This window comes from Nesterenkonia suensis (genome assembly GCF_054782935.1).
Genome location: NZ_BAAGRN010000006.1, coordinates 1 through 26,297, shown reverse-complemented (window position 1 = coordinate 26,297; position 26,297 = coordinate 1). Strand labels below are relative to the sequence as shown.

Annotated in this window: 24 protein-coding genes; 12 read left to right on the top strand and 12 right to left on the bottom strand. The window is 69.7% G+C overall.

Features of this window, described 5'->3' with window-relative positions; genetic code table 11:
* Positions 1-31 precede the first annotated feature (31 nt).
* Genes ACYVKI_RS07690 through ACYVKI_RS07655 form a run of 8 tightly spaced genes read right to left on the bottom strand, consistent with a single transcriptional unit; the run spans position 32 to position 7,340 of the window.
* Positions 32-562 carry a Na+/H+ antiporter subunit E gene (locus ACYVKI_RS07690; RefSeq protein WP_460689767.1) on the bottom strand — a complete coding sequence of 177 codons (531 nt, stop codon included), beginning with the start codon at positions 560-562 and terminating at the stop codon, positions 32-34.
* Positions 559-2,373, bottom strand: coding sequence for a proton-conducting transporter transmembrane domain-containing protein (locus ACYVKI_RS07685; protein WP_460689766.1), 1,815 nt, complete (start codon positions 2,371-2,373; stop codon positions 559-561). The genes ACYVKI_RS07690 and ACYVKI_RS07685 overlap by 4 nt, the downstream gene beginning before the upstream one ends.
* Entirely contained in the window at positions 2,373-3,956 is a 1,584-nt protein-coding gene (locus ACYVKI_RS07680; protein ID WP_460689765.1) for a complex I subunit 5 family protein, read from the bottom strand. The genes ACYVKI_RS07685 and ACYVKI_RS07680 overlap by 1 nt, the downstream gene beginning before the upstream one ends.
* A complete protein-coding gene (locus tag ACYVKI_RS07675) occupies positions 3,950-5,473 on the bottom strand; it encodes a complex I subunit 5 family protein (protein WP_460689764.1) in 1,524 nt (507 codons plus the stop codon). The genes ACYVKI_RS07680 and ACYVKI_RS07675 overlap by 7 nt, the downstream gene beginning before the upstream one ends.
* Positions 5,470-5,775: an NADH-quinone oxidoreductase subunit K gene (locus ACYVKI_RS07670; protein WP_460689763.1), complete on the bottom strand. Its 306-nt coding sequence runs from the start codon at positions 5,773-5,775 to the stop codon at positions 5,470-5,472. Before ACYVKI_RS07670 ends, ACYVKI_RS07675 begins: the two co-directional genes overlap by 4 nt.
* Positions 5,772-6,737, bottom strand: a complete 966-nt coding sequence (locus tag ACYVKI_RS07665) for a hydrogenase subunit MbhD domain-containing protein (protein WP_460689762.1) — start codon at positions 6,735-6,737, stop codon at positions 5,772-5,774. The genes ACYVKI_RS07670 and ACYVKI_RS07665 overlap by 4 nt, the downstream gene beginning before the upstream one ends.
* Positions 6,734-7,039 (bottom strand): cation:proton antiporter, encoded by a 306-nt coding sequence (locus tag ACYVKI_RS07660; protein ID WP_460689761.1) that lies wholly within the window; start codon positions 7,037-7,039, stop codon positions 6,734-6,736. The genes ACYVKI_RS07665 and ACYVKI_RS07660 overlap by 4 nt, the downstream gene beginning before the upstream one ends.
* Positions 7,026-7,340, bottom strand: coding sequence for a hypothetical protein (locus ACYVKI_RS07655; protein ID WP_460689760.1), 315 nt, complete (start codon positions 7,338-7,340; stop codon positions 7,026-7,028). Before ACYVKI_RS07655 ends, ACYVKI_RS07660 begins: the two co-directional genes overlap by 14 nt.
* Before the next feature lie 110 nt (positions 7,341-7,450).
* On the opposite strand from ACYVKI_RS07655, the gene ACYVKI_RS07650 reads away from it, so the two are divergent.
* From ACYVKI_RS07650 to ACYVKI_RS07620, 7 genes are all read left to right on the top strand, one after another.
* Positions 7,451-7,948 (top strand): GNAT family N-acetyltransferase, encoded by a 498-nt coding sequence (locus tag ACYVKI_RS07650; RefSeq protein WP_460689759.1) that lies wholly within the window; start codon positions 7,451-7,453, stop codon positions 7,946-7,948.
* A 325-nt stretch (positions 7,949-8,273) separates the two neighbouring features.
* Positions 8,274-9,242, top strand: coding sequence for a carbohydrate ABC transporter permease (locus ACYVKI_RS07645; protein ID WP_460689758.1), 969 nt, complete (start codon positions 8,274-8,276; stop codon positions 9,240-9,242).
* Positions 9,235-10,146: a carbohydrate ABC transporter permease gene (locus tag ACYVKI_RS07640; RefSeq protein ID WP_460689757.1), complete on the top strand. Its 912-nt coding sequence runs from the start codon at positions 9,235-9,237 to the stop codon at positions 10,144-10,146. Before ACYVKI_RS07645 ends, ACYVKI_RS07640 begins: the two co-directional genes overlap by 8 nt.
* A gap of 46 nt (positions 10,147-10,192) precedes the next feature.
* Positions 10,193-11,518 carry an ABC transporter substrate-binding protein gene (locus ACYVKI_RS07635; protein ID WP_460689756.1) on the top strand — a complete coding sequence of 442 codons (1,326 nt, stop codon included), beginning with the start codon at positions 10,193-10,195 and terminating at the stop codon, positions 11,516-11,518.
* Between the two features lie 64 nt (positions 11,519-11,582).
* On the top strand, positions 11,583-12,281 hold the full coding sequence (locus ACYVKI_RS07630) for a dienelactone hydrolase family protein (RefSeq protein WP_460689755.1): 699 nt from the start codon (positions 11,583-11,585) through the stop codon (positions 12,279-12,281).
* A 3-nt stretch (positions 12,282-12,284) separates the two neighbouring features.
* Complete coding sequence (locus ACYVKI_RS07625; RefSeq protein ID WP_460689754.1) at positions 12,285-13,271, top strand: GNAT family N-acetyltransferase; 987 nt, start codon at positions 12,285-12,287, stop codon at positions 13,269-13,271.
* Positions 13,268-14,080 carry a LysR family transcriptional regulator substrate-binding protein gene (locus tag ACYVKI_RS07620; protein WP_460689753.1) on the top strand — a complete coding sequence of 271 codons (813 nt, stop codon included), beginning with the start codon at positions 13,268-13,270 and terminating at the stop codon, positions 14,078-14,080. The genes ACYVKI_RS07625 and ACYVKI_RS07620 overlap by 4 nt, the downstream gene beginning before the upstream one ends.
* On the opposite strand, the gene thiE is transcribed toward ACYVKI_RS07620, so the two are convergent.
* Entirely contained in the window at positions 14,019-14,753 is a 735-nt protein-coding gene (gene thiE / locus ACYVKI_RS07615; protein WP_460689752.1) for a thiamine phosphate synthase, read from the bottom strand. The two genes, ACYVKI_RS07620 and thiE, sit on opposite strands and share 62 nt — an antisense overlap.
* 158 nt (positions 14,754-14,911) lie before the next feature.
* Here thiE and ACYVKI_RS07610 point away from each other — a divergent pair, with 158 nt between their 5' ends.
* From ACYVKI_RS07610 to pulA, 3 genes are all read left to right on the top strand, one after another.
* Complete coding sequence (locus ACYVKI_RS07610; protein ID WP_460689751.1) at positions 14,912-15,490, top strand: hypothetical protein; 579 nt, start codon at positions 14,912-14,914, stop codon at positions 15,488-15,490.
* 8 nt (positions 15,491-15,498) lie between these two features.
* Positions 15,499-17,187, top strand: coding sequence for a hypothetical protein (locus tag ACYVKI_RS07605; RefSeq protein ID WP_460689750.1), 1,689 nt, complete (start codon positions 15,499-15,501; stop codon positions 17,185-17,187).
* A 958-nt stretch (positions 17,188-18,145) separates the two neighbouring features.
* Complete coding sequence (gene pulA, locus ACYVKI_RS07600; protein WP_460689749.1) at positions 18,146-20,845, top strand: pullulanase-type alpha-1,6-glucosidase; 2,700 nt, start codon at positions 18,146-18,148, stop codon at positions 20,843-20,845.
* Between the two features lie 27 nt (positions 20,846-20,872).
* Here the strand turns inward: pulA and ACYVKI_RS07595 are convergent, their stop codons facing one another.
* A complete protein-coding gene (locus ACYVKI_RS07595) occupies positions 20,873-21,916 on the bottom strand; it encodes a hypothetical protein (RefSeq protein ID WP_460689748.1) in 1,044 nt (347 codons plus the stop codon).
* Between the two features lie 219 nt (positions 21,917-22,135).
* On the opposite strand from ACYVKI_RS07595, the gene ACYVKI_RS07590 reads away from it, so the two are divergent.
* Entirely contained in the window at positions 22,136-23,107 is a 972-nt protein-coding gene (locus ACYVKI_RS07590; protein ID WP_460689747.1) for a bile acid:sodium symporter family protein, read from the top strand.
* A 20-nt stretch (positions 23,108-23,127) separates the two neighbouring features.
* On the opposite strand, the gene ACYVKI_RS07585 is transcribed toward ACYVKI_RS07590, so the two are convergent.
* On the bottom strand, positions 23,128-24,726 hold the full coding sequence (locus ACYVKI_RS07585) for a BCCT family transporter (protein WP_460689746.1): 1,599 nt from the start codon (positions 24,724-24,726) through the stop codon (positions 23,128-23,130).
* Between the two features lie 156 nt (positions 24,727-24,882).
* Positions 24,883-25,506 (bottom strand): malonic semialdehyde reductase, encoded by a 624-nt coding sequence (locus tag ACYVKI_RS07580; RefSeq protein WP_460689745.1) that lies wholly within the window; start codon positions 25,504-25,506, stop codon positions 24,883-24,885.
* 385 nt (positions 25,507-25,891) lie between these two features.
* On the opposite strand from ACYVKI_RS07580, the gene ACYVKI_RS07575 reads away from it, so the two are divergent.
* A partial coding sequence (locus ACYVKI_RS07575) for a hypothetical protein (RefSeq protein WP_460689744.1) occupies positions 25,892-26,297 on the top strand: 406 nt, incomplete at its 3' end.

Here is a 26,297-nt window from a genome sequence, read left to right as displayed (position 1 = left end):
CCTCCTTCCTCCTGTGCTGTCGGTGCGGACTCTACCGGTGCAGTGCCCCGGTGAGCTCCACCAGCCGGTCCCAGAGCTCCTCGGGACGCAGAGACTCCGCCACCGTGTGGATCTCCACCCACCCGTGGTGGTGGCCGGAGTCCTCGCGGACCTCATCTTCGCCGGTGACGACGGCCTGCACCAGGGCTCCCGGCATGAGGTTCATCAGCAGCAGGGCGATCTCCCGGCGGGCCCCCGGAGGTAGGCGCAGCGGCGCCCGCACGACCGTCGGGCGGACCGCCGAGCGCGGACCCAGGGCGCGCAGCGAGACGTCGACCCCTCCGACGACCATCTGCCGGAGGAACCACACCCCGAGCCGCACCACCGCCGCCGCCCGTCGGGGCAGGCTTCCTCCGGCCACCGCCGGGCCGGGGGGCAGCAGCCAGAGGCTCACCCCGACCCCGACGACGACGGCCACCGCCCCATAGGCCAATTTCTCCGGGGCGGCCTGGGTCAGGCTCGTCCACAGCAGGCCGATGACGAGGCCGCGCAGCAGCACGGCCGACACCCAGCGCACGATCATCCGCCGCCACCTCCTGAACCGAGCAGCACCAGCAGGGCACCGGCGGCGAGCAGCGCCAGCAGGGCCGCTCCGGAGCGGACCCAGTCCTCCAGACCGGAGTCGGTGCGCTGCCCGAGAGCGCGCGCAGCCGCGGCCGCCCGGGACCAGCCCTGCCGCCACCCCTCCGCGGCGGAGTCTCCCGCGCGTTCCAGCACTGTCAGCCCCCGAGTGGCAGCGCCGGCGACCTGAGCCACCGCAGCCTCCGCCGGCACCACGAGGTCACCGGCGGGCACGGTCGGCGGCGAGATCCGGTTCCACTCCAGGCGCCCCGCCAGGCGCCCCACTAGGCGCCCCACCAGGATCGCCACCAGGCTCAGTACGGCGGCGACTGCCAGCGGCCACAGGCCCTCGCCCACCGCGGCGGCTTCGAACCCTGGGGTCGAGGCCTCAGGCGAGCCGGCGGCGATCCACCACGGCACGGTGGCACCGGCCAGCACGACGACGGTCCATGCGCCCAGCGGACCTGCTCCCAGTGGACCTGCTCTCCGAGCCCCTGCTGCGGGCAGCACCCGGACCAGCCGCACCATCAGCAGCGCCGAGCCGAGGGCGAAGAACGGAAGCACCGCCTCCAGGGCGGGCGCGTCGGCGTCGACCGCCTCCTTGGCCGCATACTTGGCGGCCCACCCCGTGGTCAGCGGGGCGCCGACCAGCGACAGCCCGGCCAGCAGGGTCCCAGCGGCCACTGCGCCCCGGACCAGTCGAGATCCTCCGGCGTCGATGAGCGGCACGGCCAGGAACAGGGCGCCCTTGACCAGTCCGTGGTGCACCGCGTACAGGACCACGGCCGCTGTGACCTCCCCGGCGACGGAGGGCTCGACCACCGCCACTGCCGCGACGGCCGTCATCAGACCCATCTGCGAGACCGTGGAGTAGGCGAGCACGACCTTCGGGTCGGTCTGCAGCACGCCCACGGCGACGGCGAGCAGTCCACCGGCGGCGGCCACGACCATCAGGGCGGCCCCGGCCCCCGGCTCGGCGAGCTCCGGGCTGAACCGCAGGAACCCCAGCAGCCCAGCGGTGACCAGCGCCCCGGACAGCACCGCCGAGGCCGCCGGGGGAGCGGCGGGATGGGCCAGCGGCAGCCACAGGTGCAGCGGCACCACGCCGGCCTTGATCCCCAAGCCGAAGCCCAGCAGAGCCAGGATCAGCCCCGTGTGGTCCGACCCGACGACGGCGGCGGGCGCCTCGGCCAGGCGCATGCCGCCGGCGGCCCCGACCATCAGCACAGCCGCCAGCAGAGCCGTCTCGCTGAGCACGGAGAGCACCAGATACACCCGGGTGGCCCGGACAGCGGCCCCGTCCAGGTGATGGATCACCAGCCCCGCCGCGGCGAAGCTCATCACGGCGAAGGCCCCATAGAACGTGACCAGGTCGGCCGCCAGGAAGACGCCCAGCGTGCCGCCCAGGCACAGCAGCAGGAAGGCGCTGAGCACCGGCATGGGCAGCGAGCGGTCCCGCGGCCCCGGGGGCGGCCGCCAGGCGATCGTCGCCAGGGCGGCCGCGTGGAGCAGCGCGGTCAGCACCACCAGCGGCCTGCTCGTCTCGTCCAGGACCAGGCTGGTGCCGAGCAGCAGACCGGGGACCTCCACCGCGGGAGGCTCCGGGCCGCCTCGGGCGGTGACCGGAAGGATCAGGGCCGGCAGTGCGGCGAACGGCGCGAGCCGCGCCGTCGTCGTCGTCACCCGGTCACGAGGCGGCTCCGGCAGGGCCCGGCCCGCCAGCAGGAGACCGCCCAGCAGCAGCGGCAGCGCACAGCACAGCAGCAGGAGCATCAGCCGAACACCCCCTCGGCGATGAACTCCGCCACGCGCAGCGGCGCGAACGGCAGGGACGCCCCCAGACCCACCAGGGCCGTGAACGCCGCCGTGGTCACCGCGGGGACCATCAGCATCCGCGGCTCCCGCACCGGTGAGCCCGGCTGCTCGGCGTCGACGGGCGCCCACAGACGGATCACCACCGGGAGGAAATAGGCGGCGTTCAGCAGCGAGGACAGCACCAGGACGCCGAGCACCCAGGAATGCTCCGAGGCCAGAGCGCCCTGCCCCAGCTGCCATTTGGAGATGAACCCCGCCGTCGGCGGCAGGCCGATCATGCCGACGGCGCCGACGGTGAACGCCGCGGAGGTCAGCGGCATCCGCCGCCCCAGCCCGCGGGTGTCCTCCACCCGGTGCACTCCCAGGGTCTCGGCGAACAGCCCGGCGCAGAAGAACAGGGTGATCTTCATGATCCCCTGATGGACCAGGTGCACCACCCCGCCGGCGGTCGCCGTGATGTCCAGCATGCTGATGCCCAGCACCACGTAGCTGACCTGCGAGACCGTCGAGTACGCCAGGCGCCGCTTGAGGTCGGACTGGCGCAGCGCACGCAGCGAACCGTAGACCACGGTCACCGCGGCCACCACCAGCAGCGGAGTCAGCACCCCCAGCTGGTCGGCGACCTCGATCCCGTAGACGTCATCGACCATCCGGACGATGCCGAACACCCCGGCTTTCACCACGGCCACCGCATGCAGCAGGGCGGAGACCGGAGCCGGGGCGATCATCGCCAGGGGCAGCCACCCGTGCAGCGGCACCAGCGCGGCCTTGACCCCGAGTCCGCCGATCAGCAGCCCGAAGATCAGCGTGGCGACCTGCGGGGAGGCCTGCGCCAGCTCGGCGACGGACTCGGCCCCGCCCTCGGCGAAGTCGACAGGGCCGGCCAGCATGGTCAGCCAGACGACGCCGGTGAGCAGCACCAGCCCGCCGGTCAGCGTGTAGCGGAGGTAGATCCGGGCGGCATGCAGGGCTTTCGGCGTGCCCCGGTGGGCGACGAGCGGATACGTGGCCACGGTGAGCAGCTCGTAGAAGACCAGGAAGGTGATGAGGTTCCCGGAGAACGAGATGCCCACGGTGGCGGTGACGCACAGGCTGAAGAAGCCGAAGAATCGGCTCCGGTGCGGGCTGCCCTCCAGGTAGCCGATCGCGTAGATGGTGGTCAGCAGCCACAGGATCGCTGAGAGCCCGGCGAAGAACAGGGCGAGCGGGTCGACCCGCAGCACCAGGTCGATGCCGGGCAAGAACGGCATCGAGACCTCCGGTCGGATGCCGTCGGCCACCACCGGGGGGACCAGCGCGGCCACCAGCGCGACCTTCACCGCAGCCGCCGTGATGTTGATCGCCGACCGCGTGCCCACGCGTCCTTCGGCCAGCGGGAAGATCGCCGCCGCCGCGACCAGCGAGATCAGGACCATCACCAGCGGCAGCCACGAGATGATGCCCCCGAGGGTCTGGTGGAGGGGCTCCTGCAGCGTCCCCAGCCGTGTCCCCAACAGCGTCTCCACCGGCGTCTCCACCGGCGTCTCCTTCGCCGTCACCATGGCGCCCCCACCCCCAGCACGGCGTCGGTCCAGGCCCCGAGCAGCCCGGCGCCGACTGTCAGCAGGCCCAGTGCCAGAGGGACGCCCTGCGCGGTGCGCGGCACTGTGCCGAGCCCGCCCCGGGCAGGACCGACCGGCTGCTCGTCATCCTCGGCCTCCACCAGCAGAGGCCCCACCGCCCGCAGCAGGTAGGCGGCCGAGAGCAGCGTCCCCACGACGAGCGCCAGCACGATCACCGGCTGGGCGACGGCGACCGCCGAGGTGGCCAGCTGCCACTTGCCCAGGAAGCCCAGCGAGATCGGCAGACCGATGAGGCTCAGCGCCGCCAGTCCCATGGTGAGCACCAGCACCGGATGGTCCCGTCCGGCGCCCCGGAGCGCGGAGATCTCATCGGTGCCGTGGATCTCCTTCAACGTGCCCACGGCCAGGAACAGCGACGCCTTGGCCAGGGCATGGCTCAGCGCCAGGGCGACGGCGCCGCCCACCGCGCCGGCGGCCACGTCGCCGGCGTCAGGGTCGGTGATGATCGGCAGCAGCAGCATCCAGTAGCCCACCTGGGCCACCGTGGAGCAGGCGACCAGTGGCTTGAGGTGGGTCTGCCGCAGGGCCGCCGCGCCGCCGACCAGAAGCGCGGCCGCACCCAGCACGGCCAGGCCCCAGGACAGGACCCGCAGGGCCGCCTCGCCGTCGGCCGCGACCTCCGGGGCGATCCACAGCCAGCAGCGCAGCAGCACGAACAGGGCCGCCTTGATCACCAGCCCGGACAGCAGCGGCGAGACCGCCCCCGGGGCGCCGGCATGGGCGGGGACCAGCCAGCGGTGCAGCGGCACCAGCGCCGTCTTCAGCGCCAGCCCCACGCTGATCAGCACCATCGCCAGCACCACAGGGGCGCCGTCGACGTCGGCGGCCGCCTCGGCCACACGCAGCACGTCCAGATGGCCGGTGGCGGCCAGCAGCAGCCCCACGCCCAGCAGGAACAGCAGGGAACCGGCGACGGCGATGAACAGGTATCGCAGGGACGCGGCCAGGGCGTCCCGGCCGCCCAGGGCCACCAGACCGATCGCGGTGAGTCCCACCAGCTCCAGCCCCACGTAGGAGTTGAACAGATCCCCGGACACGAAGACCGCGTTCAGCCCGGACCAGCAGCCCAGCCACAGCGGCCAGAACGCCGGATGGCCGGCGCGCGCGTCGTCGCCCGTCACCCCGGTGGCCCACGGCAGCACGGCCGCATACAGCGTGGTCAGCGCCCCGACCGCGGCGGCTGCTGTCAGGAACAGGGCGCTCAGGCCGTCCGCCCGCAGCATGATGCCCAGCGGAGGGCCGTGCCCCGAGAGCGCCAGCTCCTGCACCTGGCCTGCGGCGACGGCCGTGACCACCGCTGCCGTAGCCAGTACCGTGCCCGCGGCCGAGGCCAGCCCGACCCAGCGGCGCACCGCATGAGGAAGAGTCAGGGACAGGGCGGCGGCGAGCAGCGGGAGCAGGACCACCGAGCCCAGGGCAAGCTCGGGTAGCGTCATGGGAGCTCGTCCTCCTCCCCGCCGCCGTCGGGCCCTTCCAGCCGACGGATCAGCACAGCCCCGAGACCGGTGAACGCGACGGTGATCACCAGCCCGGTGATGACCAAGGCGGAGAGCAGCGGATCCACTTCGGCGCCACGGGACGCCACCGCCATGAGCAGCAGCAGCGACCCGACGCCCATGACATTGAGGGAGACGAGCCGGGCGACCAGATCCTGGACCGTCACCAGACGCACCAGCCCGGCGACGGCGACGGCGATCCCGATCAGCCCGTACCACTGGTCGGCGGCGAGCGGCATCATGCCACCACCTCCCGCCGGGCGCGGACACCCAGGTAGAGCAGATGCAGCGCCGCGGCGATGCCCACGGTCAGGGCGATCTCGACGGTGAGGATCACCGGGAATCCCCAGGAGGGCTCCCAGTCGAGCCACCCGCGGCCCGTCATCGGCCCCAGTGCGGCGGCGGTCAGGAACACGAGCACCCCGGCCGCGAGCCCCCACGGCAGGATCCGCCGCAGCTCAGGCAGCGACCGTGCTCCGGCGGCGTCGGCGAGCATCAGCAGGCCCGCCAGCACGGCACCCGCCTGGAACGCCCCGCCGGACCCGGAGCTCCCGGCGAACAGCAGCCACAGGCCCACCACCACCAGGGCCGGGGCGCTGAGTCTGGTCCACCAGCTCATCGTGGTCCCCGGCGAGGCCGTGCGGCCGCCGAGCTCCGTGCCGGTCACGGCCAGCACGGCCGCCCCGGCCAGCATCAGCACCGCGGATTCGAGCAGCGTGTCATAGGACCGAAACGTCAGCAGCACGGCGGTGACCTCGTGCTCGACACCGGTCGGCCCCATGGCCGCTGGCAGCGGCTCCTCCCAGGTGGGCAGGAGGCGCTCCACCTCGAGCCACACCCTCATGAAGACTCCCGTGACCACGGCCCAGGTGAGGACCGGGGCGCCGATCCGGGCGAGACGGCGCAGCCACCGGCCGGCTGGGCCGTCGTCGCACGGGGGCTCCTGGGGCTGCTGGGATGCCTGGGGCTCCTGGGCTGCGCGGCCGCCACGGGCCAGCAGCACGAGGATGGCGCTGAGCAGCCCTGTGCCCAGGGCGGTCTCTGCCAGGGCGACGTCCACGCTGCCCAGCCGCAGCCAGACCAGCGCCATGATCACCGCCATGACCAGGAAGCCCATGACCATGGTCATCCGTCGGCGGGGCAGCAGGGCCGCCCCCGCGGTGACGACGACGGCGAGGCCCAGGGCGAGGTCGACCACCGTCATGAGGCCCCCTCCCGCTGCTCCCGCTCCAGGCGGGCCAGCACGTGGGCGCTGGCCGATGCCGCCCCGAGGGCGAGGATCCAGGTGGCCAGCAGGACCACGCCCGCCGTCCAGCTGCCCAGCAGCACGCCGACGCCCAGCAGTACCAGTCCCAGTCCGAGGGTGTCCGCCTTGGCCAGTGCGTGCAGGCGGCTCCGCACGTCGGGGAAGCGGATCAGCCCCACTGTGCCGGCGGTGAAGAAGAACGCGCCGGCGACCAGCAGCAGCGCCCCGCCGATCTCACACAGCAGCTCAAGGGGCACCATCGGCGGACCCCCGTCCTGCCTGTGGAGAGCTGCGGCGCAGCCCTACGGTGCGGACCGCGGCGGTCAACGCCGCCAGGGCCGTGAGGATCAGCCCGACCTCGAGCATCCGCAGATCTGAGGGAGAGACGGACAGCGCCAGCACTGCGGTCAGCACAGCGGTCAGTGCGGCACCGGTGGTGCCGCTGAGCAGCACGATGAGCAGCCAGCTGTCCCGGCTCCGTTGACGCGTGCCCACCAGGGCCGCGACGACCAGATTGACGAGCAGGACCAGGAAGACGGCGATCAGGATCAGATCGAGCATCGGACTCCTCGGCGGGGTGCGCTCCTGCAGGTCAGACTCTCCGTGCCCACAGTACTCAACACGCACTACTCAACACGCACTACTCAACACGGGGATGACATGATCGGACCATGGATTCCCACATCATCGTCCGTGCCCCGCGGCCTGAGGAGGCCTCCGCCGTCGCCGTCGTGCAGAACACCAGTTGGCGAGAGACCTACTCCGGGCTGCTCAGCGAACAGTTCTACGACGACGCGGCCCTGGCTGGGCGGGTGCGCATGTGGGAGCGGGTGCTGGCGGACGGTCGGCAGAGCGTCCGCGTGGCGGATGACTCGGGGGAGCTGATCGGTGTGGCGCTCGCCGGTCCGGCGCTCGACCCGGGGCTGGGCGAGGATCCTGTCCGCGAGGAGCAGCTGTTCATCCTCTACGTGCTGCAGGACTGGCACGGCAGCGGGGCCGGGTCCGCCCTGCTGGAGGCGGTGCTCGCCGACCGTCCCGCCCAGCTGTGGGTGGCCGCGGAGAACCCGCGGGCGCGCCGGTTCTACGAGCGTCAGGGCTTTCGGCCCGACGGCGCGGAGGTCGTCGACGACGAGGCCGAGGGCCTGCGCGAGATCCGCATGCTCCGCTGACTTCCTCCCCTGCCCAGAAGATCGTCTCTCGGTGAGAGATCGTCCCCAGATTCAGGGGCGATCTCTCACGGAGTGACGATCTTTCGCGGGGCAGGTGCTGAGGCCCGCACCCTCGACGGGTGTCGCCGCCGTCGATCGTTCATCCTGGATTCACGGATTCGAGGGATTCACGACTCCTGAGTGGTTAGGATGAACCAGGTTTGCGCATCGACGTCGAGGGAACCTGCTCGGTGCGTGGACCTGTTCGCACCGAGGCAGAAAGGGATCACCGATGACCGCATCAGGCGGATCAGGATCCACGTCTCTCGGGACCGTGAGGAGCGCCATGCCCTCCGCCGATGACGACGGACGAGCTGATCAGCAGATTCCCGGGCCCACGGAGGCCGAGCTGGACGCCAACCGGAAGCGGGCCCGGCGTCGGAGGAAGTCCCGCAACTGGGCGCTGTTCCTGCTCTTCGCCGGACCCAACATCCTGCTGATCCTGGCGTTCATCTATTACCCGCTGCTGTCCAACATGTACTACTCCACGCTGGACTGGCGGCTTGGTTCGGCCACCGCGACGCCGGTGGGGCTGCAGAACTACATGGATTTCTTCACCTCGCCCTCCGGCATCGAAGTCTGGCGGGTCACCGGCATCTTCACCGCCGGCGCCGTGCTCGGCTCGATGATCCTGGGGCTGCTCATCGCCCTGGTGATCAACAAGAAGATCCCCGGGCGCACCGCCGCCCGCACTGCAGTCTTCTCGCCCTATGTGCTCTCCGGAGTCGGCGTCGCCTTGGTGTGGAACTTCATCTTCGACCCCCATCGCGGCGGACTCGCTCACATCCTCGGCGCCTTCGGGATCAGTTCCCCGCAGTGGTACCTGGACGAGGACTGGGCCCTGTTCATGGTCATCATCGTCTACGTGTGGAAGAACCTCGGCTACTGCGCCGTCGTCTTCCTGGCCGGGCTGCAGTCCATCCCCAAGGACCTGCTGGAATCGGCCACCATCGACCGTGCGGGGTCTGTGCGCCGGTTCTTCTCTATCGTGCTGCCGCTGCTCACCCCGACGGTGTTCTTCCTGTTCGTCACCAACATCATCTTCTCGATGACGAACGCCTTCGACATCCTGCGGATCATGACACCGACCGGCCATGGCACCAACACGATCATCTTCGAGATCTATCTGCAGTCCTTCGGCGCCTACCAGCGTGCCGGCTACTCCGCCTCGATCGCCGTAGTGCTGTTCCTGACCCTGTTCCTGATCACGGCGGTCCAGCTGCGCTTCGTCGAGAGGAAGGTGCACTATGCCTGAGCTGATCTCCCGACAGCAGCTGACCCGTCAGGAGCGTCGCCAGCGGCGGCGGGGTTCCTGGTCGGACGCCTTCCGGCGCGAGAACCTCCTGGACACGCTGCTGACCGGCTACCTGCCGATCCTGGTGGCGCTGCTGATCATCGTGCTGCCGCTGGCCTGGATGATCCTCTCCAGCTTCAAACCCCCCGGCGAGATCGTCACCCTGAACCCGACGCTGCTGCCCCAGGACCCCACCCTGGAGAACTACAGTGACGTCGCCCGCCGGGTCCCGCTGCTGACCGTGCTGGGCAACAGCATCTACGTCACCGTCATCGGCTCCACCATCAAGGTGATGCTCGCCATCACCACCGCCTACGCGCTCGTCTTCATCCGCGTGCCGGGGGCGAACCTGATCTTCCTCGGCATTCTGGTGGCGCTGATGGTGCCGCCGGAGGTCTCCATGCTGCCCAACTTCCTGACGATCTCCGCCCTGGGCGGCCGGGACACCCTGTGGGGGATCATCCTGCCCGGCCTGGGCACCGCTTTCGGCACGTTCCTGCTGCGCCAGCACTTCAAAGCACTGCCGAAGGAGCTCTTCGAGGCGGCGGAGCTCGACGGGGCCGGTCACATCCGGAAGCTCTTCCAGATCGCCATGCCGGTGTCGCTGCCGGCGATCGCCACCGTCGCGCTGGTGACTGTGGTCAACGAATGGAACAGCTTCCTGTGGCCGCTGATCATCATCGACTCCCCGGAGAAGATGACCCTGCCGGTGGGGCTGAACCTGCTGCAGTCCATCGAGGCTCAGACCGGCAGCTACGGCATCCTGATGGCCGGCGCGGTGCTGGTGATCGTCCCGATGCTGATCGTCTTCGCCGCCCTGCAGCGCTACATCGTCGCCGGCCTGACCCAGGGCGCCGTGAAATGACCGTACCCACTCCATCACCTATCCCTGCATCCACGAGGAGCGCATCATGAGGATCACCACACCCCGTGCAGTTCGCGGCACCGCCGTCCTCGGCGTCGCCGCCCTGGCCCTGACCGGCTGCGGCCCGGACACCACCGGAGGTGACACCGAGGCCGAGACCGAAAGCGTCGACTGGTCCGAGGTCGAGCCGGCCGAGGAGATCACCTTCTGGACCAACCATCCTGGAGGCTCCGCCGACATCGAGAACGAGCTCATCGACGAGTTCACCGAGGAGACCGGCATCGCGGTCAACGTGGTCACCTCCGGGGCCAACTATGAGGAGACCTCCCAGCGGTTCCAGACCGCCCAGGGCACCGGCGACGTCGGCGACGTCGTCGTCCTCTCCGACGCCACCTGGTTCCCCAACTACCTCAACGATTCAGTGGTGCCGCTGGACGAGCTGCTGGAGGCCGCCGACGTCGAGACCTCCGGCTATGTGGACGCCCTCTTCGAGGACTACCTGTACGAGGGCAGCCACTATGGAGTCCCCTACGCCCGGTCGACCCCGCTGTTCTACTACAACATGGACCACTATGAGGAGGCCGGCATCGAGAATCCGCCGGAGACCTGGGAGGAGGTCGCCGAGGTCTCCGAGCAGCTCATGGAGGCGGGTGTCGCCTCCTCCGCCTTCGCCTTCCCACCGCAGGACGAGTACCCCGCCTGGACCATGGCCAACCTGGTGTGGGGCTACGGCGGCGGCTGGTCCGAGGAATGGGACTTCTCCACGGTCTCTTCCGAGGAGACGGTGGAAGCGATCGAGTTCGCCCAGGAGGCGGCACAGGACTGGGCCTCAGTGGCCTCCGGGGACCAGGGGGACGACTTCGGCTCGGGGGTGGCCAGCCAGGTCATCCAGTCCACCGGGTCGCTGAACGGGATCCTGGAGATCGCCGACTTCGAGGTGGGAACCGCCTTCCTGCCGGGCGGGCCTGCGGCGGAGGGACAGACTCCCACCGGCGGAGCGGGACTGATGATCGCGTCCGACTCCGAGCCGGAGCGCCAGCTGGCTGCGGCGATGTTCCTCGGCCACATGACCGACGCGGACTCCACCGCCCGGTTCTCCGCGGCCACCGGTTACGTCCCCGTGCAGCAGGATGCGGACATGTCCGAGGTCTACGCGGAGAGTCCGCAGTTCGAGACGGCTGTGGAGCAGCTCGAGCGGGCCCGGGTGCAGGACTACGCCCGGGTGTTCCTCCCCGGCGGCGACCTGGCCCTGGCGCAGACCCTGCAGCGCATCCTCACCCAGGACGTCGACGTCGCCGACGAGCTGGAGTCCCTGGAGGAGGAGTTCCAGGAGCTCTACGACCGCGACCTCGCCGCCGAGCTGGACGGCTGACCCCCGGCCCCCGCGTTGACTAGGGTGGGGACTGCACGTCGGCCCCGTACAGGAGGTTCCCACCATGGCTGAGAAGACACCCCATCAGAACACCACCTTCCCCACGGAGGGCGGCACCGCCCACGGTTACTTGGCGCTGCCGCCCTCCGGGACGGGTCCGGGGGTCCTCGTGATCCAGGAGTGGTGGGGGCTCACCGACCACATCAAGGACGTCGCGGACCGGCTCGCCGCCGCGGGCTTCGTGGCCCTGGCCCCCGACCTCTACGGAGGATGGATCACCCACGACGGCGACGAGGCCGGAGAGATGATGGCGAAGCTGCCTGCCGAGGAGGGTGCGAAGCAGCTGGCCGGGGCCACGGACTTCCTGCTGGAGCACGAGGCCGTGACTTCCACGACGGTCGGCGCCATCGGCTTCTGCATGGGTGGCGGCTTCGTGCTGGCCCTGGCCGCCCAGCAGGGCGCGAAGATCTCCGTGGCCGTGCCGTTCTACGGGGTGGGTCAGGCCGTCCCGGACACCTATACCGGGGTCAAAGCGGCCGTGCAGGGGCACTACGCGGAGCAGGATGCCATGTACCCGGTTGAGCAGGCCAAGGCCCAGGAGGAGCAGATCCGCTCCGAGTCCGGTGCCGAGGTGGAGTTCCACTACTACGACGCCGGCCACGCCTTCCACAACGACGAGAACCTGATCGGCACCTATGATGCCGAGAAGGCCAAGCTGGCCTGGGGCCGTGCGGTGGACTTCCTCGCAGCGAAGGTGGTCTGACCGGTGTCCTCGGCCTATCGATGGTCCACGATCGTTGCCGACGACGTCGAGGCCTGGGCTGATCTGGTCAACCACCTGGCCGAGGTCGACGGCACCGAAGAGTTCTACGCCGCCGAGGACCTGGCCGAGGAGCTTGACTCCTCCCAGCTCGACCCGGCGCGCGACACGATCGCCGTCTGGGCGGACGGCCAGCTGGTGGCCTTCGGGAAGGTCGCGGTGAAGAGCACCCCGGACCGGGACGGCCTGGTGGGTGCGCAGCTTGACGGAGGGGTGCACGACGGCCACCGCCGTCGGGGCCTCGGCACGGAGCTCATGGCCCGCCTCGAGGCGCGCGCCGCGGAGAAGGCGGGTCGGCAGCACGGCCAGGTGGAGGGCTACTTCGGCGTCGGCGGAGCCCGCGCCGGATCCAGCACGCAGGCCTTCCACGAGTCCCGTGGCTACGACGTGGCCCGCTGGTTCAACCTCATGGCCCGGCCCCTCACTGCCGGGGAGACTGCCGCCGACGTCCTGGACGGGCGCGCCGCCCCTCCAGGGGTGAGGTTCCGTCGTCCCGGGCCGGACGATGAGGCCGCGGTCCGTGAGGCCCATGCCGCCGCCTTCGCCGACCACTGGGGCTCCGCACCCCCGGACCCCGCGAGGTGGCAGGAGAGCTGGACGGCCCGCAGTACTCGGCATGAGGTCTCTCGCCTCGCCGTCGACGACGACGGGGCGGTGCTCGCCTATGCGCTGGCCAGCCAGTGGGAGGACCGTGCCGCCTACCTCGAGCTGGTCGGCACCGTCCCCTCCGCGCGCGGGACAGGGATGGCCAGTGCGGTGCTGGCCGAGAGCATCGCCGCTGCGGCCGCCACCGGGGACTACGACCTCATCGAGCTCGACGTCGATTCCGACTCCCTGACCGGAGCCACCCGGATCTACGAACGCCTGGGTTTCGCACTGAAGTTCGCCACCTCGGCGATGCGCCGTCCGGTGACCTTCGGAGGGACCGCGTGACGCTGCGCCTGGCCGCGATCCCGGGTGCCACGCCGGACAAGTGGCTGCAGCGCTGGCATCAGCGGTTCCCGCAGGTCCGCATCTCCGTGGACTACTACGACGACGGCGCTCCTGACGGCTCCGATCAGCTGCACCGGGTGGCCGCCGGGCTGGCCGACCTCGGCTACCTGCGGCTGCCGGCTGGGGAGGCGCTCACCGACGAGCGCTTCCACCGGGTGCGCCTCTACGAGGAGCTGCCCGTGGTCTGCGCGGCCGCCGAGCATTGGATTGCCGCCGCCGAGGACACGGTGAGCTGGGAGGACATCGCCGAGGAGGCCTTCCTGGATCCGGCGCAGATGCGTCTGGACGGCGAGGGCCGGCCGGCGGAGAGTGCGCCCCACGAGCCCAAGACCGGGGCGGAGCTGGCCTCCGCGGAACGCATGGCACTCCAGGTGGTCGCTTCCGGTGCTGGTTTGCTGGTGCTGCCGAACTCGGTGGCCCGTGCCCTGTCCCGCAAGGATGTGGTGATCCGCGCTGTGGAGGGTCTGCCCGGCTATGAGGTGGGGCTGTGTTGGATGAAGGATCGGGATGACGAGGTCATCCAGGAGTTCATCGGCCTCGCGCGGGGGAGGAAGGCCGGTTCCGGGCGTTCGGAGCTCGAGGGCTCGACGTCGGGACGGTCGTCGGGTCGGCTGCCTGGGGGACGGCGGCAGTCCGCCGGCCCGGGCGGCGGTACGGGCGGCGGTACGGGCGGCGGGGGCTCTCGGGTCAGGCCGGGAGCCGGTCGCGCAGGGCGCGGGCGGCCGCCGCGACGTCGTCGGCCTCGGTGACCGCACGGACCACCACGGCCCGGTAGGCGCCGGTCTCGGTGACCTGTCCGATGTTCTCGGCATTGATGCCGCCGATGGCGAAGAACGGCTTCGGGGTCTCCAGCTGGGCGGCATAGCGCGGCAGGTCCAGCCCGACGGCGGCCCGGCCGGGCTTGGTGGGGGTCTCCCAGATGGGTCCGGTGCACCAGTAGTCGAGGCCGGGGTCGTTGGCGGCCTCCCACACCTGGTCCTCCGTGCGGCAGGAGCGGCCGATGATGACGTCGTCGCCGAGGATCAGCCGCGCCTCCTCGGTGGAGAGGTCCTCCTGGCCGACGTGGAAGACGTCGACGCCGGTGATCCGCGCGACGTCGGCGCGGTCGTTGGCGGCGGAGAGGCCGGCGTACTCGTCGGCGACCTGCCGCAGCAGCGTGAGCGCGGCGATCTCGGTCTGCACGGTGACGTGCTTGTCCCGGACCTGGATGATGTCCACTCCGCCGGAGTAGGCGGCCACGAAGAAGTCGCGCAGCGCGTCGAAGTCCAGCTCGTCCACCGGGCCGGCCTCCGGGTCGGTGATGAACCGCTGCAGGTCCGTGCAGACGTAGAGCCGCGAGGCCGTGAGCCGCTGGCGGCGCAGCTGGCCGACGTAGTGCTGCTCGTGGGCGGAGGGCTCGTAGTCATGCGCCGGTGAGTTCATGGTCCCAGCGTACCGAGTCGGGTCCTGACGTCGCGATGGTTGCCCTGATTGACGAATTACGGCTGAGTCTGTAGGTTCGTCGGAGCTTAATCGATAATGTGGAACCTGTATAGTTGAATCGTGAGGGGCTTTTAGAGGATTGTGAAGAGTTTGATAAAATGGTTTTCGTTGTCTTCATGCTGGTGGCTGCGATGTCGGCAACGGGCGCTGCTGTACACCCCGGGGACAGCCACGAAGGAGCTGGGGGTTCGTTGGTGATTCGGGATGGGGTGCCGTCCCACTCACCATCCGGGGAGGTCGGCGACATCGACACTCTGGCGAATGTGCCGGGGACCCCGGTTCTTTCGAACGGCACCTACGCAATCCGTTCTTCCGGCAGAGGGCAGAGCATCTACAACACCTTCGTCTCCAGTATCACCCTGTCCAACTCCGCGACCAGGGCTTACGTGAACAGTGGTTCATTCACGAGTCGCTGGGAGCGTGGCGGCACCGGGGCAGTGACCATGAGCGATCGATACTGGGCGAACGGACTGAGTGTGAGTGCGTCGGTGCCAGCTGGAGTGTCGGCGAACGTCGGCAGCTCGGAGGTGGTGTACACGCACTCTGCCAGTGGGGTCAGTCAGTCGTTCATGTCGGTGCAAGGGGCGACGTTCTCGGGTCTCTTGACGGCGGTGAACCAATCGGTGACGTCTCAGTGGCGGGTCGGTACGTCGAGCTACGTCCTGGAGACTCATTGACAAGGGACGTGTCCGCGACACGCGTCGCCGTGTGGGTGGTGGCGGCCTGTGCTGCGTGCGGGTTGGTGGCGGCTCTCCTGCTGGCTCCGTGGAATGACCGGGACTCACGGGATCACCTGCGCGGTGAGCTTCGCACGATCTTCCAGAGCTACGTCGACCTGACCACGGAGCGTGCCCCTGGGGATTCTGCGCTCACGGCGTACAGCGTTCCCGATCTCTATGGTGAGCCGGACGAGTACGCCACTCTCTGGACGGCGCTGCTGTCCACGCAGTCCCAAGACGAAGAGGCCCTGGACGATGAACGATTCGACCGAACAGAGAAATGGCTGCAGCAGAGTCTGGGCACCATCGTGGAAGATGGTGAGGTATCTGCGGGGCCCTTCTCCAGCGGCGGCGAGCGGCTCTATCTCTATGCGAAGGCCCTGGACGTCCTGGGGCTTCCGTCGTCATCCCAGCAGGCGCTTCAGGTGCTCGGGCGGGAGGCGTGCGACGCGGTGCCGGACGTGACTGCACTGGAGGAGGCCGTGGACCTGCAGTTCAGATGCCTGGCGGCGGCACCGCTGCTCGACGATGATCGGGCCCCGTCTGTGAGCCAGCACCTCGGGGCGGTGGAAGGCCTCACCGGTCACGGCCCCGATCCCGAGAGTGATCGTGCCAAGAGCAGGGCCCTCGCAGGTCTGACCGCGGCGCACTGGGGGCTCGACGATGAGGGTGTCAGGGATGCGCTGGGTCCCTGGATCGACGAGCTCGCGGAGAGTCAGCTCACTCTGGGGAACATCTCAACTGCATTCTTCGTCGGAGAGTACCTGCATACCGCCGGTGAGCAGCCCACGTGGGAGGCAGCTGGCATCAACGCCACCATCGAAGACAAGGGCGAGGGGCGGTTCGGGCTGAAGGAGTCGGATGAGCCGGATCCCCAGCTGACGTACTACCTCAGCGCCCTCGGGGTCACCGACGGACCTGGAGATGTCCGCCGCGGCATGTTGCCGGACGGCGGGTGGATCAACACCCCGGCGTCCCGGTCTGCTGCCGCCACGGCCATCGCCAACCTCGTCGAGACGGAACAGTTGGACCAGGCTGTGCCTGGCCGGGAGAGGGACGCTCAGCGTGCACTGATCGACCGCGGACTGGATGACGGGGTGGACGACGTGGCAAGTCAGGTGGAGCTGAGTGCCCTGGCGCGCTCCGTCGACTACCGTCCGGCGCCGGACAGGCGGGGCGCGCTCGTCGACGCCGGCGTGGAGCAGATCGAGGGTGCCCTCGCTGGGGCTGACCTGGCCACCGCTGCCGCAGCGTCAGCGGCCCTGTCGAACTTCGGCATCGAGCCTCACGAGTACGCCTCGAGGCTGTCAGTGAGGGATGCGCGCATCCAGGGGGATGATGCCTTCATCGGGCACGTTCTTCGACAGCGCTTCGCCACTGCAGCTGAGGGCGGCTCACCACGTCCCTCATCATCTGACCCGGCACATCGTGAGGACTGGGGTATGGCTCCGATCGTCTCCACGGCGGTTCAGCATCAGCAGTCTCCTCTGCCGGATGACGCTCGCGAGGAGCAGCTTCGCAGCTTCGTCTCAGACGGGAGGGTCGCTCCCTGCGGCGAGGCGGAGGTCTGCGAGGAGGACGTGGACCTCGCCGTCATGTGGGCGCTGCTGGTCCTGAGCTCACCGCAGCCCCAGAGCTTGCCGGCGCTGCTCTGAGCCCCTCGTGAAGAGGTTTCCTCACTGACTGGGCACCCAGCCGCAGCCGGCCAGCGGGAGCCCCCGGCGGCCTGCTCCTGCTGGTGCTCGCTGGGGGTGTAGCTGATGAACACCATGTCGTCGCTGACGTCCATCAGGGGGTCCTCGCCGAAGAAGAAGCCGCCCAGCCAGAGATTCACGCCGGGACCGCCGTCGAGGACCTCGCCGTCCGGGTCCGGGGTCAGGGTCACCACCTGATCCCCGCCGGGGAACCATTCGGGGGCGTCCGTGCCGGGGCAGACGCCTCCCCAGGCGCGCACCGGTGCGGTCTGCACCAGCAGCGGCTCGCCGTCGGACTCCCAGTCGGAGTGGTAGTTGACCACATTGCTGACCTCCAGGTGGAGGGCGCCGTCCTCGATGCGGACGTCGGCGACGTCGTTGCCGCACTCCTGCGCGGAGGCCACCGGGAAGGGGTGCTGCTCGGCGACCGGGTCGCCGTCGCCGGGGTCCTCGGTGCCGAACCAGACGTACCAGAGCGTCTCGGAGTCCTCCCCGAAGGTGGCGGTCAGCGGGATGGCGGCATCGGTGACGCCGTCACCGGTGAGGTCCCCCTCGATCGGTTCCCCCATGGCGTAGACGGCGTCGCGCTCGTCGGCGCGGACGGACGGATCCATCTCCTCGCCGAGGTCGGGCCGGTGCCGGTAGGCCACGTAGACGCCCTCGCCCTCGTCGGCGCCGCAGCCGGCGGCGAGCAGCCCCACCGCCGCCAGGATGACGACAGCCCGCGCTGAGTGTGTGGCGGCTGAGTGTCTGGCGACCGATTCTCTGGTGATCATGGCGGCGTCCCCTCCGCTCGGCGAATCCGTGTCGTTCAGAGTGGTCGATCGGACCGGCCGATACTGGAAGCGCTTGCATTACCAGTCGGGAATCCGTAGTGTGCTGTGCGTCACATCCCCGACTGTCTCTGGAAGGATGTCTTGTGCCTCATCCCTGTTCCTGCCCCCTGATCGCCGGAACCTTGTCCGCGGCGTTGCTGCTCACGGCCGCCGCCCCCGCCACGCCCGCCTCCTCAGCGCCTGGTGCCCCCTCGGCGGTCGGCCCGTCCTCAACAGCGCCGGTCGCCGTCGACGCCGAGGCGCAGCGCGCCCACTGGATCGACGCGGAGACAGTCGCCGTCGACGTCGCCCCCGACGTCGACGAGGTTCTGCTGCAGCTCGGCGACGACGAGGCATACGTCCTCGAGCCCGCTGGCGGTATGACCGAGGAGCAGGCCGACGCGCACCGCCGGTACGCTGACTACGCGACCTTCACCGTGCCGCGCCGCGTGAACGTGGCCGAGGCCCTGCGCGGAGAGCTCACCGTCGTGGCCCGCGACGCCGTCGGAGATGTGCTGGAGGCCACGGGCGTGCAGATCGCCGGGGTGCTCGATGACGTCTACGCCGACGCCGCCGACGAGGACCTGGGTCTGACCTGGAAGAACAAGAAGCCGGAGCTGGCCGTGTGGGCCCCGACGGCGCGCAGCGTGGAGCTGGAGCTGCACAGCACGCCCGAGGCTGAGCCGACGGTCCACCGGATGAGGCAGGACAAGAGGACCGGCGTCTGGTCGGTCAGGGGGAAGAAGGACTGGGAGGGGCAGTTCTACCGCTACCGGGTGGAGGTCTGGCACCCCGAGTCGGGCGAGGTGGAGACCCACGCGGTCACGGACCCGTACTCGGTATCCCTGGCGGCCGACTCCACGCACAGTCAGATCATCGACCTCGAAGACCCCGCGCTGATGCCCGAGGGCTGGGAGGATCTCGACAAGCCCGCCGCGGTGGAGCCCGCGGCCGCGCAGATCTGGGAGGTCCACGTGCGAGACTTCTCGGTGGCGGATGAGACTGTGCCCGAGGAGCTGCGCGGCACCTACAGCGCGTTCACTGAAAGCGTTTCCACTTCTGTGGGACACCTGGAGGACCTGGCCGAGGCCGGACTGACCCACGTCCACCTGCTGCCCACGTATGACATCGCCACGATCCCCGAGGTCGACCAGGCTCAGCCGGATTGCGACCTCACCGAGTTCGCCCCCGACTCCCCGGAGCAGCAGGCCTGCATCGGCGAGGTCCGCGGCGACGACGCCTTCAACTGGGGCTACGACCCGCTGCACTTCAACGTCCCCGAAGGGTCCTACGCCACGGATGCCGACGGCACCCAGCGCATCCTGGAATACCGGGAGATGGTCATGACGCTCAACCAGATGGGTCTGCGGGTGGTCAACGACGTCGTCTACAACCACACCTCCGGCTCCGGGCTGTCCGAGAACTCCGTGTTCGACCGCATCGTGCCCGGCTACTACCACCGCCTCGACGCCGAGGGGAACGTGGAGCGCTCCACCTGCTGTGAGAACACCGCCCCGGAGCACACCATGTTCGACAAGTTCATCGTGGAGTCGGCCCAGCTGTGGGCCGAGACCTACCGGATCGACGGGATGCGCTTCGACCTGATGGGCCACCACCCGAAGGACAACATCCTGGCCGTGCAGGAGGCGGTGGAGGAGATCGACCCGGACTTCCTGCTGTACGGCGAAGGCTGGGACTTCGGAGAGGTGGCGGGCAACGCCATGTTCGAGCAGGCCAGCCAGATGACCATGGGCGGCACCGGCATCGGTACGTTCAACGACCGTCTGCGCGACGCCGCCCACGGCGGCGGGCCGTTCGACGAGGACCCGCGCATGCAGGGCTTCGGCACCGGACTGTGGACCCAGGACAACGGCTCCGGGCTCACCGGCGACGAGGGCCAACAGCTCGACCAGCTCCTCCACGCCGCGGACCTGGTGCGCATCGGACTGGTCGGCAACCTGGCGGACTACACGCTGACCACCGCCGACGGGCAGACCGTCCCCGGCTCCGCGCTGGACTACAACGGAGCCCCGGCCGGCTACACCGAGCAGCCCGGCGAGGCGGTCACCTACGTGGACGCCCACGACAACGAGATCCTCTTCGACCTGCTGGCCTACAAGCTGGACCACGACCTCGCCGGGCTCGACCGGGCCCGCATGCAGACGGTGAACCTCTCCCTGGCCACGCTGAGCCAGGGGATCGGCTTCGTCACCGCAGGCTCCGAGCTGATGCGGTCGAAGTCCCTGGACCGGGACTCCTATGACTCGGGGGACTGGTTCAATGCCATCCGCTGGCAGTGCGGGGCCGCCGAGGAGTTCGGCGACTCCACCAACGGGTTCGGCGTCGGACTGCCCCCGGCCTGGACCAGCGAGGCCAAATGGTCGTGGGCGGAGGAGACGATCAACTCCGTCGAGGCGCCCACCTGCGAGGAGATCGAGTTCAGCCGCGACCGTCACCTCGAGCAGCTGCGGATCGCCTCCTCCACCGGGGCGTTCAGCCTGGGCACCTTCGAGGAGGTCGCCGAGCGGGTCGACTTCCCTCTCGAGGGCGGAGGCGAGCCCGGGGTGATCACCATGACCATCGACATGACCGGCTTGGACGATGCCTTCGAGCAGGTCACTGTGATCATCAACCCCACCCCGGAGGTGGTCGAGCAGTCCGTCGAGGAGCGGGCGGGCACTGAGATGGCGCTGCATCCGGTGCTGGCCGACTCTGTGGACGAGGCCTTCACGGAGGCCGGGTTCGACGACGCCACCGGCACCTTCACCGCTCCGGCGCGCGCCACCACTGTGTTCGTGGAGTGAGGCGCCGACCAGGGCCGGGAGCGGGGATCAGCCGGCGGCGTCGATCCAGCCGCAGGCGGCCAGAGTGTTCTCCCCCTGGATGTTCCGCTCCTGATCCTGACTGGGCACGTAGCTGATGAACACCCGGTCCTCGGTGAGGTCCATGAGCGGGTCCTCGCCGAAGAAGAAGCCGCCGACCATCAGGTCGGTGCCGGGGCCGCCGTCGAGGACCTCTGAATCGGGATCCGGCAGCAGGGTGGGTGCGACGTCGTCGAGGTAGCTCCAGTTCGGGGCGTCCGTGCCGGGACAGACGCCGCCCCAGGCGCGGACCGGGGCGGTCTGGACCAGGGCCGGCTCACCGTCGATGGTCTCGACCTCGACGGTTCGCGACTCATACTCATGCTGATGTGGGCCCTGGGCGAAGGGCCCCTCGCACTGCCAGTCGGAGTGGTAGGTCACCACGTTGCTGACCTCGAGATGGATTGCGCCGTCCTCGATCCGCAGGTCGGCGACGTCGTTGCCGCACTCCTGGGCGGCGGCCACCGGGTAGGGGTGCTGTGCGGCCACCGGCTCGCCCTCCTGGGGGTCCTCGGTGCCGAACCAGACATACCAGAGGGTCTCGGTGTCGGAGTCGAATGCCGCGGTCAGCGGGATGACGGCGTCGATGGTGCCGTCGCCGGTGAGGTCTCCCTCGATCGGCTCACCCATGGTGTAGACGGCGTCGTGCTCCGTGGAGCGGACCGAGGGGTCATGCTCCTCGCCCAGCTCAGGGCGGTGTCGGTAGGCCACATAGGTGTCTTCGGCCTCGCCGTCCTGCAGGGTGATCTCCAGCGGGGCGTTGATCCCGCGCGGCGCGAACTGCCAGGCGGCGTCCGCGGCGTGCTCACCGATGCTGGGCGGCTCGTACTCCGGCTCGGGTTCGGGCTCCGGCTCTGGTTCCGGCTCTGGTTCCGGCTCTGGTTCGGGCTCGGGGGTCTCAGCATCTGGGGCTTCGGCCTCCGGCTGCTCCTCGGCCGGAGGGACCTCCTCCTCGGCGGTGGTCTCGCCGTCGTCGGCCCCGCATGCGGCCAGCATCATCCCGATGGCGGCCACCCCCGCCAGAGTCGATCGAGTCCGCGTCGTTCCAGTCCGTGTCGTTCGAGTCCGTGTCGTTCGAGTCCGTGTCGTTCGAGTCCGCGTCGTTCGAGCCAGAGTCTGTGGAGTCGCGCTGCTCATGGGGATACGGTACCCAGTCGATGGGGCCTGCCCACATGCTGGACGGCCGGATCGGCGGCATTGACAGGGTCCCCGGGTGCACGCACCCTGTGAAGCATGTCTGCCTCGCCTTCTGCCCAGCAGGCGCGTCCGGCCGCGGATCAGAGTCCGCGCAGCGCCACCCTGGCCGTCACCGTCTTCCCGCTGCTGATCCTCGGTGGCGCCATGGCTGCCCTGCTGCTGCCGGACGCCTTCGCCCCGCTGGGCGCAGGCGTCGTCCCGGCCCTGATGATCATCATGTTCGGCATGGGTCTCACACTGACCCTGCCGGACTTCGCGCTGGTGGTGAAGCGGCCCGCCCCGGTGCTGCTGGGCGTGGTGTTCCAATACGGCATCATGCCCCTGCTGGCCCTGGGCATTGCGGTGGCCCTGCAGCTGCCGCCGGCACTGGCGGCCGGTCTGATCCTGGTGGGCTGCGTGCCCGGCGGGACGTCGTCGAACGTGGTCACCTACCTGGCCCGCGGGGACGTCGCCCTCTCGGTGACCATGACCTCGATCTCCACGCTGCTCTCCCCGGTGCTCACCCCGCTGCTGACCCTGTGGCTCGCCGGCCAGTACCTGCCGGTGGCTGCGGGGGACATGGCCTCCAGCATCGTGCAGATCGTGCTGATCCCGGTGGTCGGCGGCATCCTGTTGCGCCTGCTGCTGCCGCGGATCGTCGCGCGGATCCAGCCGGTGCTGCCGTGGGTCTCGGTGCTGGGCATCACCTATGTGGTGCTGGCCGTCGTCGCCGGGTCTCACGCGGTGCTCGCCTCCGCCGGGCTGCTGCTGATCCTCGGGGTGATCCTGCACAACTGCTGCGGCTACGGGATCGGCTACCTGGCGGGGAAGCTCACCCGTGGTTCCGTGCCCACCCGGCGGGCGATCGCCGTGGAGGTCGGGATGCAGAATTCCGGGCTCGCCGCGGGTCTGGGTGCCGAGCACATGACCCCGGAGGCCGCCTTGCCCGGTGCGATCTTCTCCGTGTGGCACAACATCTCCGGCGGGCTGCTGGCCTCGGTGTGGGGCCGACGGGGTCTCTCCGCCTGACGTGCCGGCTCAGCAGCGGCTCAGGGCGCCGGGGTCACCAGCGGATCCCGGCGCAGCATCATCACCAGCGACACCGCCAGGGCCAGGATCACGAAGATGAACGGCGCGGCGGAGAGCATCACCACGGTCTGCAGCGCCTGGAGCCCGCCGGCGTAGAGCAGCACCGCCGCCGTCGCGCCGGTCAGCACGCCCCAGACGCCCATCACCGAACGGTGCGGGGTCATCCGGCCGTCGGAGGAGATCACCGAGAGCACATAGGTGTTGGAGTCCGCACCGGTGACGAAGTACAGCACCACGAGCACGACGGCGACCACGGAGGTCAGCATCGTCAGCGGCAGCTGATCGAGCAGGCCGAAGAAGGCGGTGTTCACGTTCGCGACGGCGGCCTCGCCGATGCCGGTGCCGCGTTCCAGATCCATCCACATCGCCGAGCCGCCGAAGACGCTGAACCATAGGGAGAACACCAGAGACGGCACGCCCAGCACCACCAGCACGAACTGGCGGATGGTGCGCCCCCGGGAGATCCGGGCCAGGAAGACGCCGACGAAGGCGCCCCAGGAGATCCACCAGGCCATCATGAAGTAGGTCCACCACTGCATCCATTGCAGGTCATCGGCCTCTGTGGGGAGCATGAGGCTGATCTCCACGAAGCCGCCGGCGTAGGAGCCCAGGGAGCGGAAGAAGATGTTGATCAGCCAGCTGGTGGGTCCGGCGAGCAGCACGAAGACCAGCAGTGCGGCGGCCAGCACCATCGTCGTCTGACTCAGGTAGCGGATGCCGCGGCCGACCCCGCTCATGGCGGAGCCGGTGAAGATCAGGGTGATCAGCGCGATGATCCCGATCTGCACCGACGCGGTGGTCAGCGGCAGCCCGGTGATCTGGCTGAGTCCCTGACTGATCTGCGCCGCACCCAGACCCAGCGACGTCGTCGTGCCGAACAGGGTGGAGAGGATCACCAGCACGTCCACGGTCTTGCCGAGGGCCCCGTCGGCGTGGCGGCCGATCAGCGGCCGCAGAATGGGGGAGACCAGGCCCTTGTTGCCCAGCCGGTGGGTGGAGTAGCCGATGGCGAGGCCGAAGATCGCGAAGACGGCCCAGGCGTGGATGCCCCAGTCCAGGAACGTGAAGCGCAGGGCGTCGATGACGGCCTCCTGGCTGCCCGCCTCAGTGAGGCCATGGGGAGGCTCGAACAGGTGGGAGACCGGCTCGGCCACCCCGTAGGTGATCAGACCGATGCCCATCACCGCGCCCAGCAGCATCGCGATCCACGCATAGGTCGGGTACTCGGGGCGGGAGTCGTCGGGACCGAGCCGGATCCTGCCGAACCGGGTGAACGCCAGCACCAGCAGTAGGGCGATCAGGGCCAGCGGGATGATCAGCAGCGACCAGCCGCTGGTGGCCGTCACCCAGTTCATCGCCGCGCTGGCGGTGGTGTTCATCTGCTCGGGCCAGAAGCCGGCCACCAGGATGAACGCCACGATCAGTGTCACGGAGGTCCAGAAGACCGCGTTCAGGGAGCTGCCGGGGCTCTGGGGGGTTCCGGGGAAGCGTTCGATCTCTTCGGGAAGGAAGGTGGTCTGACCGGCGGGGCGCGGCTCAGCAGGGGTGTCCTGCGGCATGGGACGGTCCGTTCGTCGGGGAAGAGGAGCGCCGCGTCACGGCAGGAACACCGAAGAGTGTCCCGGACCTGCTGCCGGCCGGTCAGCGGGGTGCTGAGCGGCGGGCGGTCCAGACGGGGGTGCGGCGAGAATTCGCACCACCCTACACGAGGATGCTCAGAGGATCTGACTGGCCTGCGTGAACTCGAAGCGGCCGCCGCGGGGGCGCTGGGCGTCGTCGTGCTCCGGGTTAGCGGCATGGCCGACGTTGACGACCGCGATGGTCTTCCACCCGTTCTCCGCGTGCACGGCGGTGTCGACGCCGGCGGGATCCAGGCCTGTCATGGGGCCGACGGCGAGCCCGTGGGCGCGCAGTGCGACCAGCAGGTAACCCAGCTGGATGAGGGCGTTGTCGCGTCCCATGCCGTGGCGGGCCTCGTCTTGGTCGGCGAAGTTCTCGCGCAGGCCGGGCATGCCGGGTGTGAGGAACGGCATGTGCTCGTGCCACTGGGGATCATAGGCGGCCACCAGGGTCAGTGGTGCCGCGAGGGTCTTCTCCTGGTTGCCGGACATCAGGTGCTCGACGACGGCGCGACGGTGCCCCTCGCTGGAGACCACGGTGAGCCGCAGCGGCTGGTTGTTGAACGCGGTGGGCGCCCAGCGCAGGTCCTCGTAGGCCCGACGGATGACCTCCAGGTCCACCGGCTCGTCGGTGAAGTGGTGGGTGGTGCGGGCGCCTTCGAAGAGCTGGTTGAGGGCCTCGCGCTCGATGATCGTGGTCTCGGTGGTGGTCGACGTCATGGGTGCTCCTCAGCTGATCGGGACGTGCAGGATCTCGTTCAAATCTGAACAACGGCGGGGGTAGGGAAGTTCTTCCGATCCGGGACGACATGTGAGCGGAGTCACGATGCGGGAGGGGTGGGGCGGCGGCAGAGACCGAAGGCATGTCAGGGCATGCTCGTAGGGTCAGGAGCACATCGGAGGCCCGAGTGGAATCAGCGCCGGTCCGCGGGTCGGTGCTGGCGGGTCGGTGCTGGCGGGTCGGTGCTGGCGGCAAGATCCCGCCTCTCCGGGACGTGTCAGAGGGTGCAGGAAGACTGAGCAGCACAAGGAGGAACCAGCCGAGAACTCAGCCAGGAAGGGCGCCCCGGCAGGGGCGGCACGCATGTCGGAGGGGGTGGATAGCGTGGAAGACATGGAGGGCGAGCAGCAACGCCCACAGCGGAGCACTGACCCGCAGGGTCAGCCTCCGGTGCCGCCTGGGCGCGTGCGCCTGCCTGATGAGCCCGAGCTCGCGGAGGCCCGGAAACTGGTCCTCACCGCCCGAGTGTCCGAGGCCCAGGCCCTGACCGGCCTGCTGAACTACCAGGACCGCAGAGCCCATCAAGCCGAAGCCGCCGGGCTGGACCACCACGCCCGCCGAGCCATCTGGGACGCTGCCACCAGTGACGCCGCCCGCATCCTCGGGGTCAGTGAACAGGTCGCCTCCGGGATGCTCACCGCCGCCCGCACCGCACGGACCACCCTGCCCGCCACCTGGAGGACCTACACCACCGGAGTCATCGACACCACCCGACTGCGCGCGATCACCA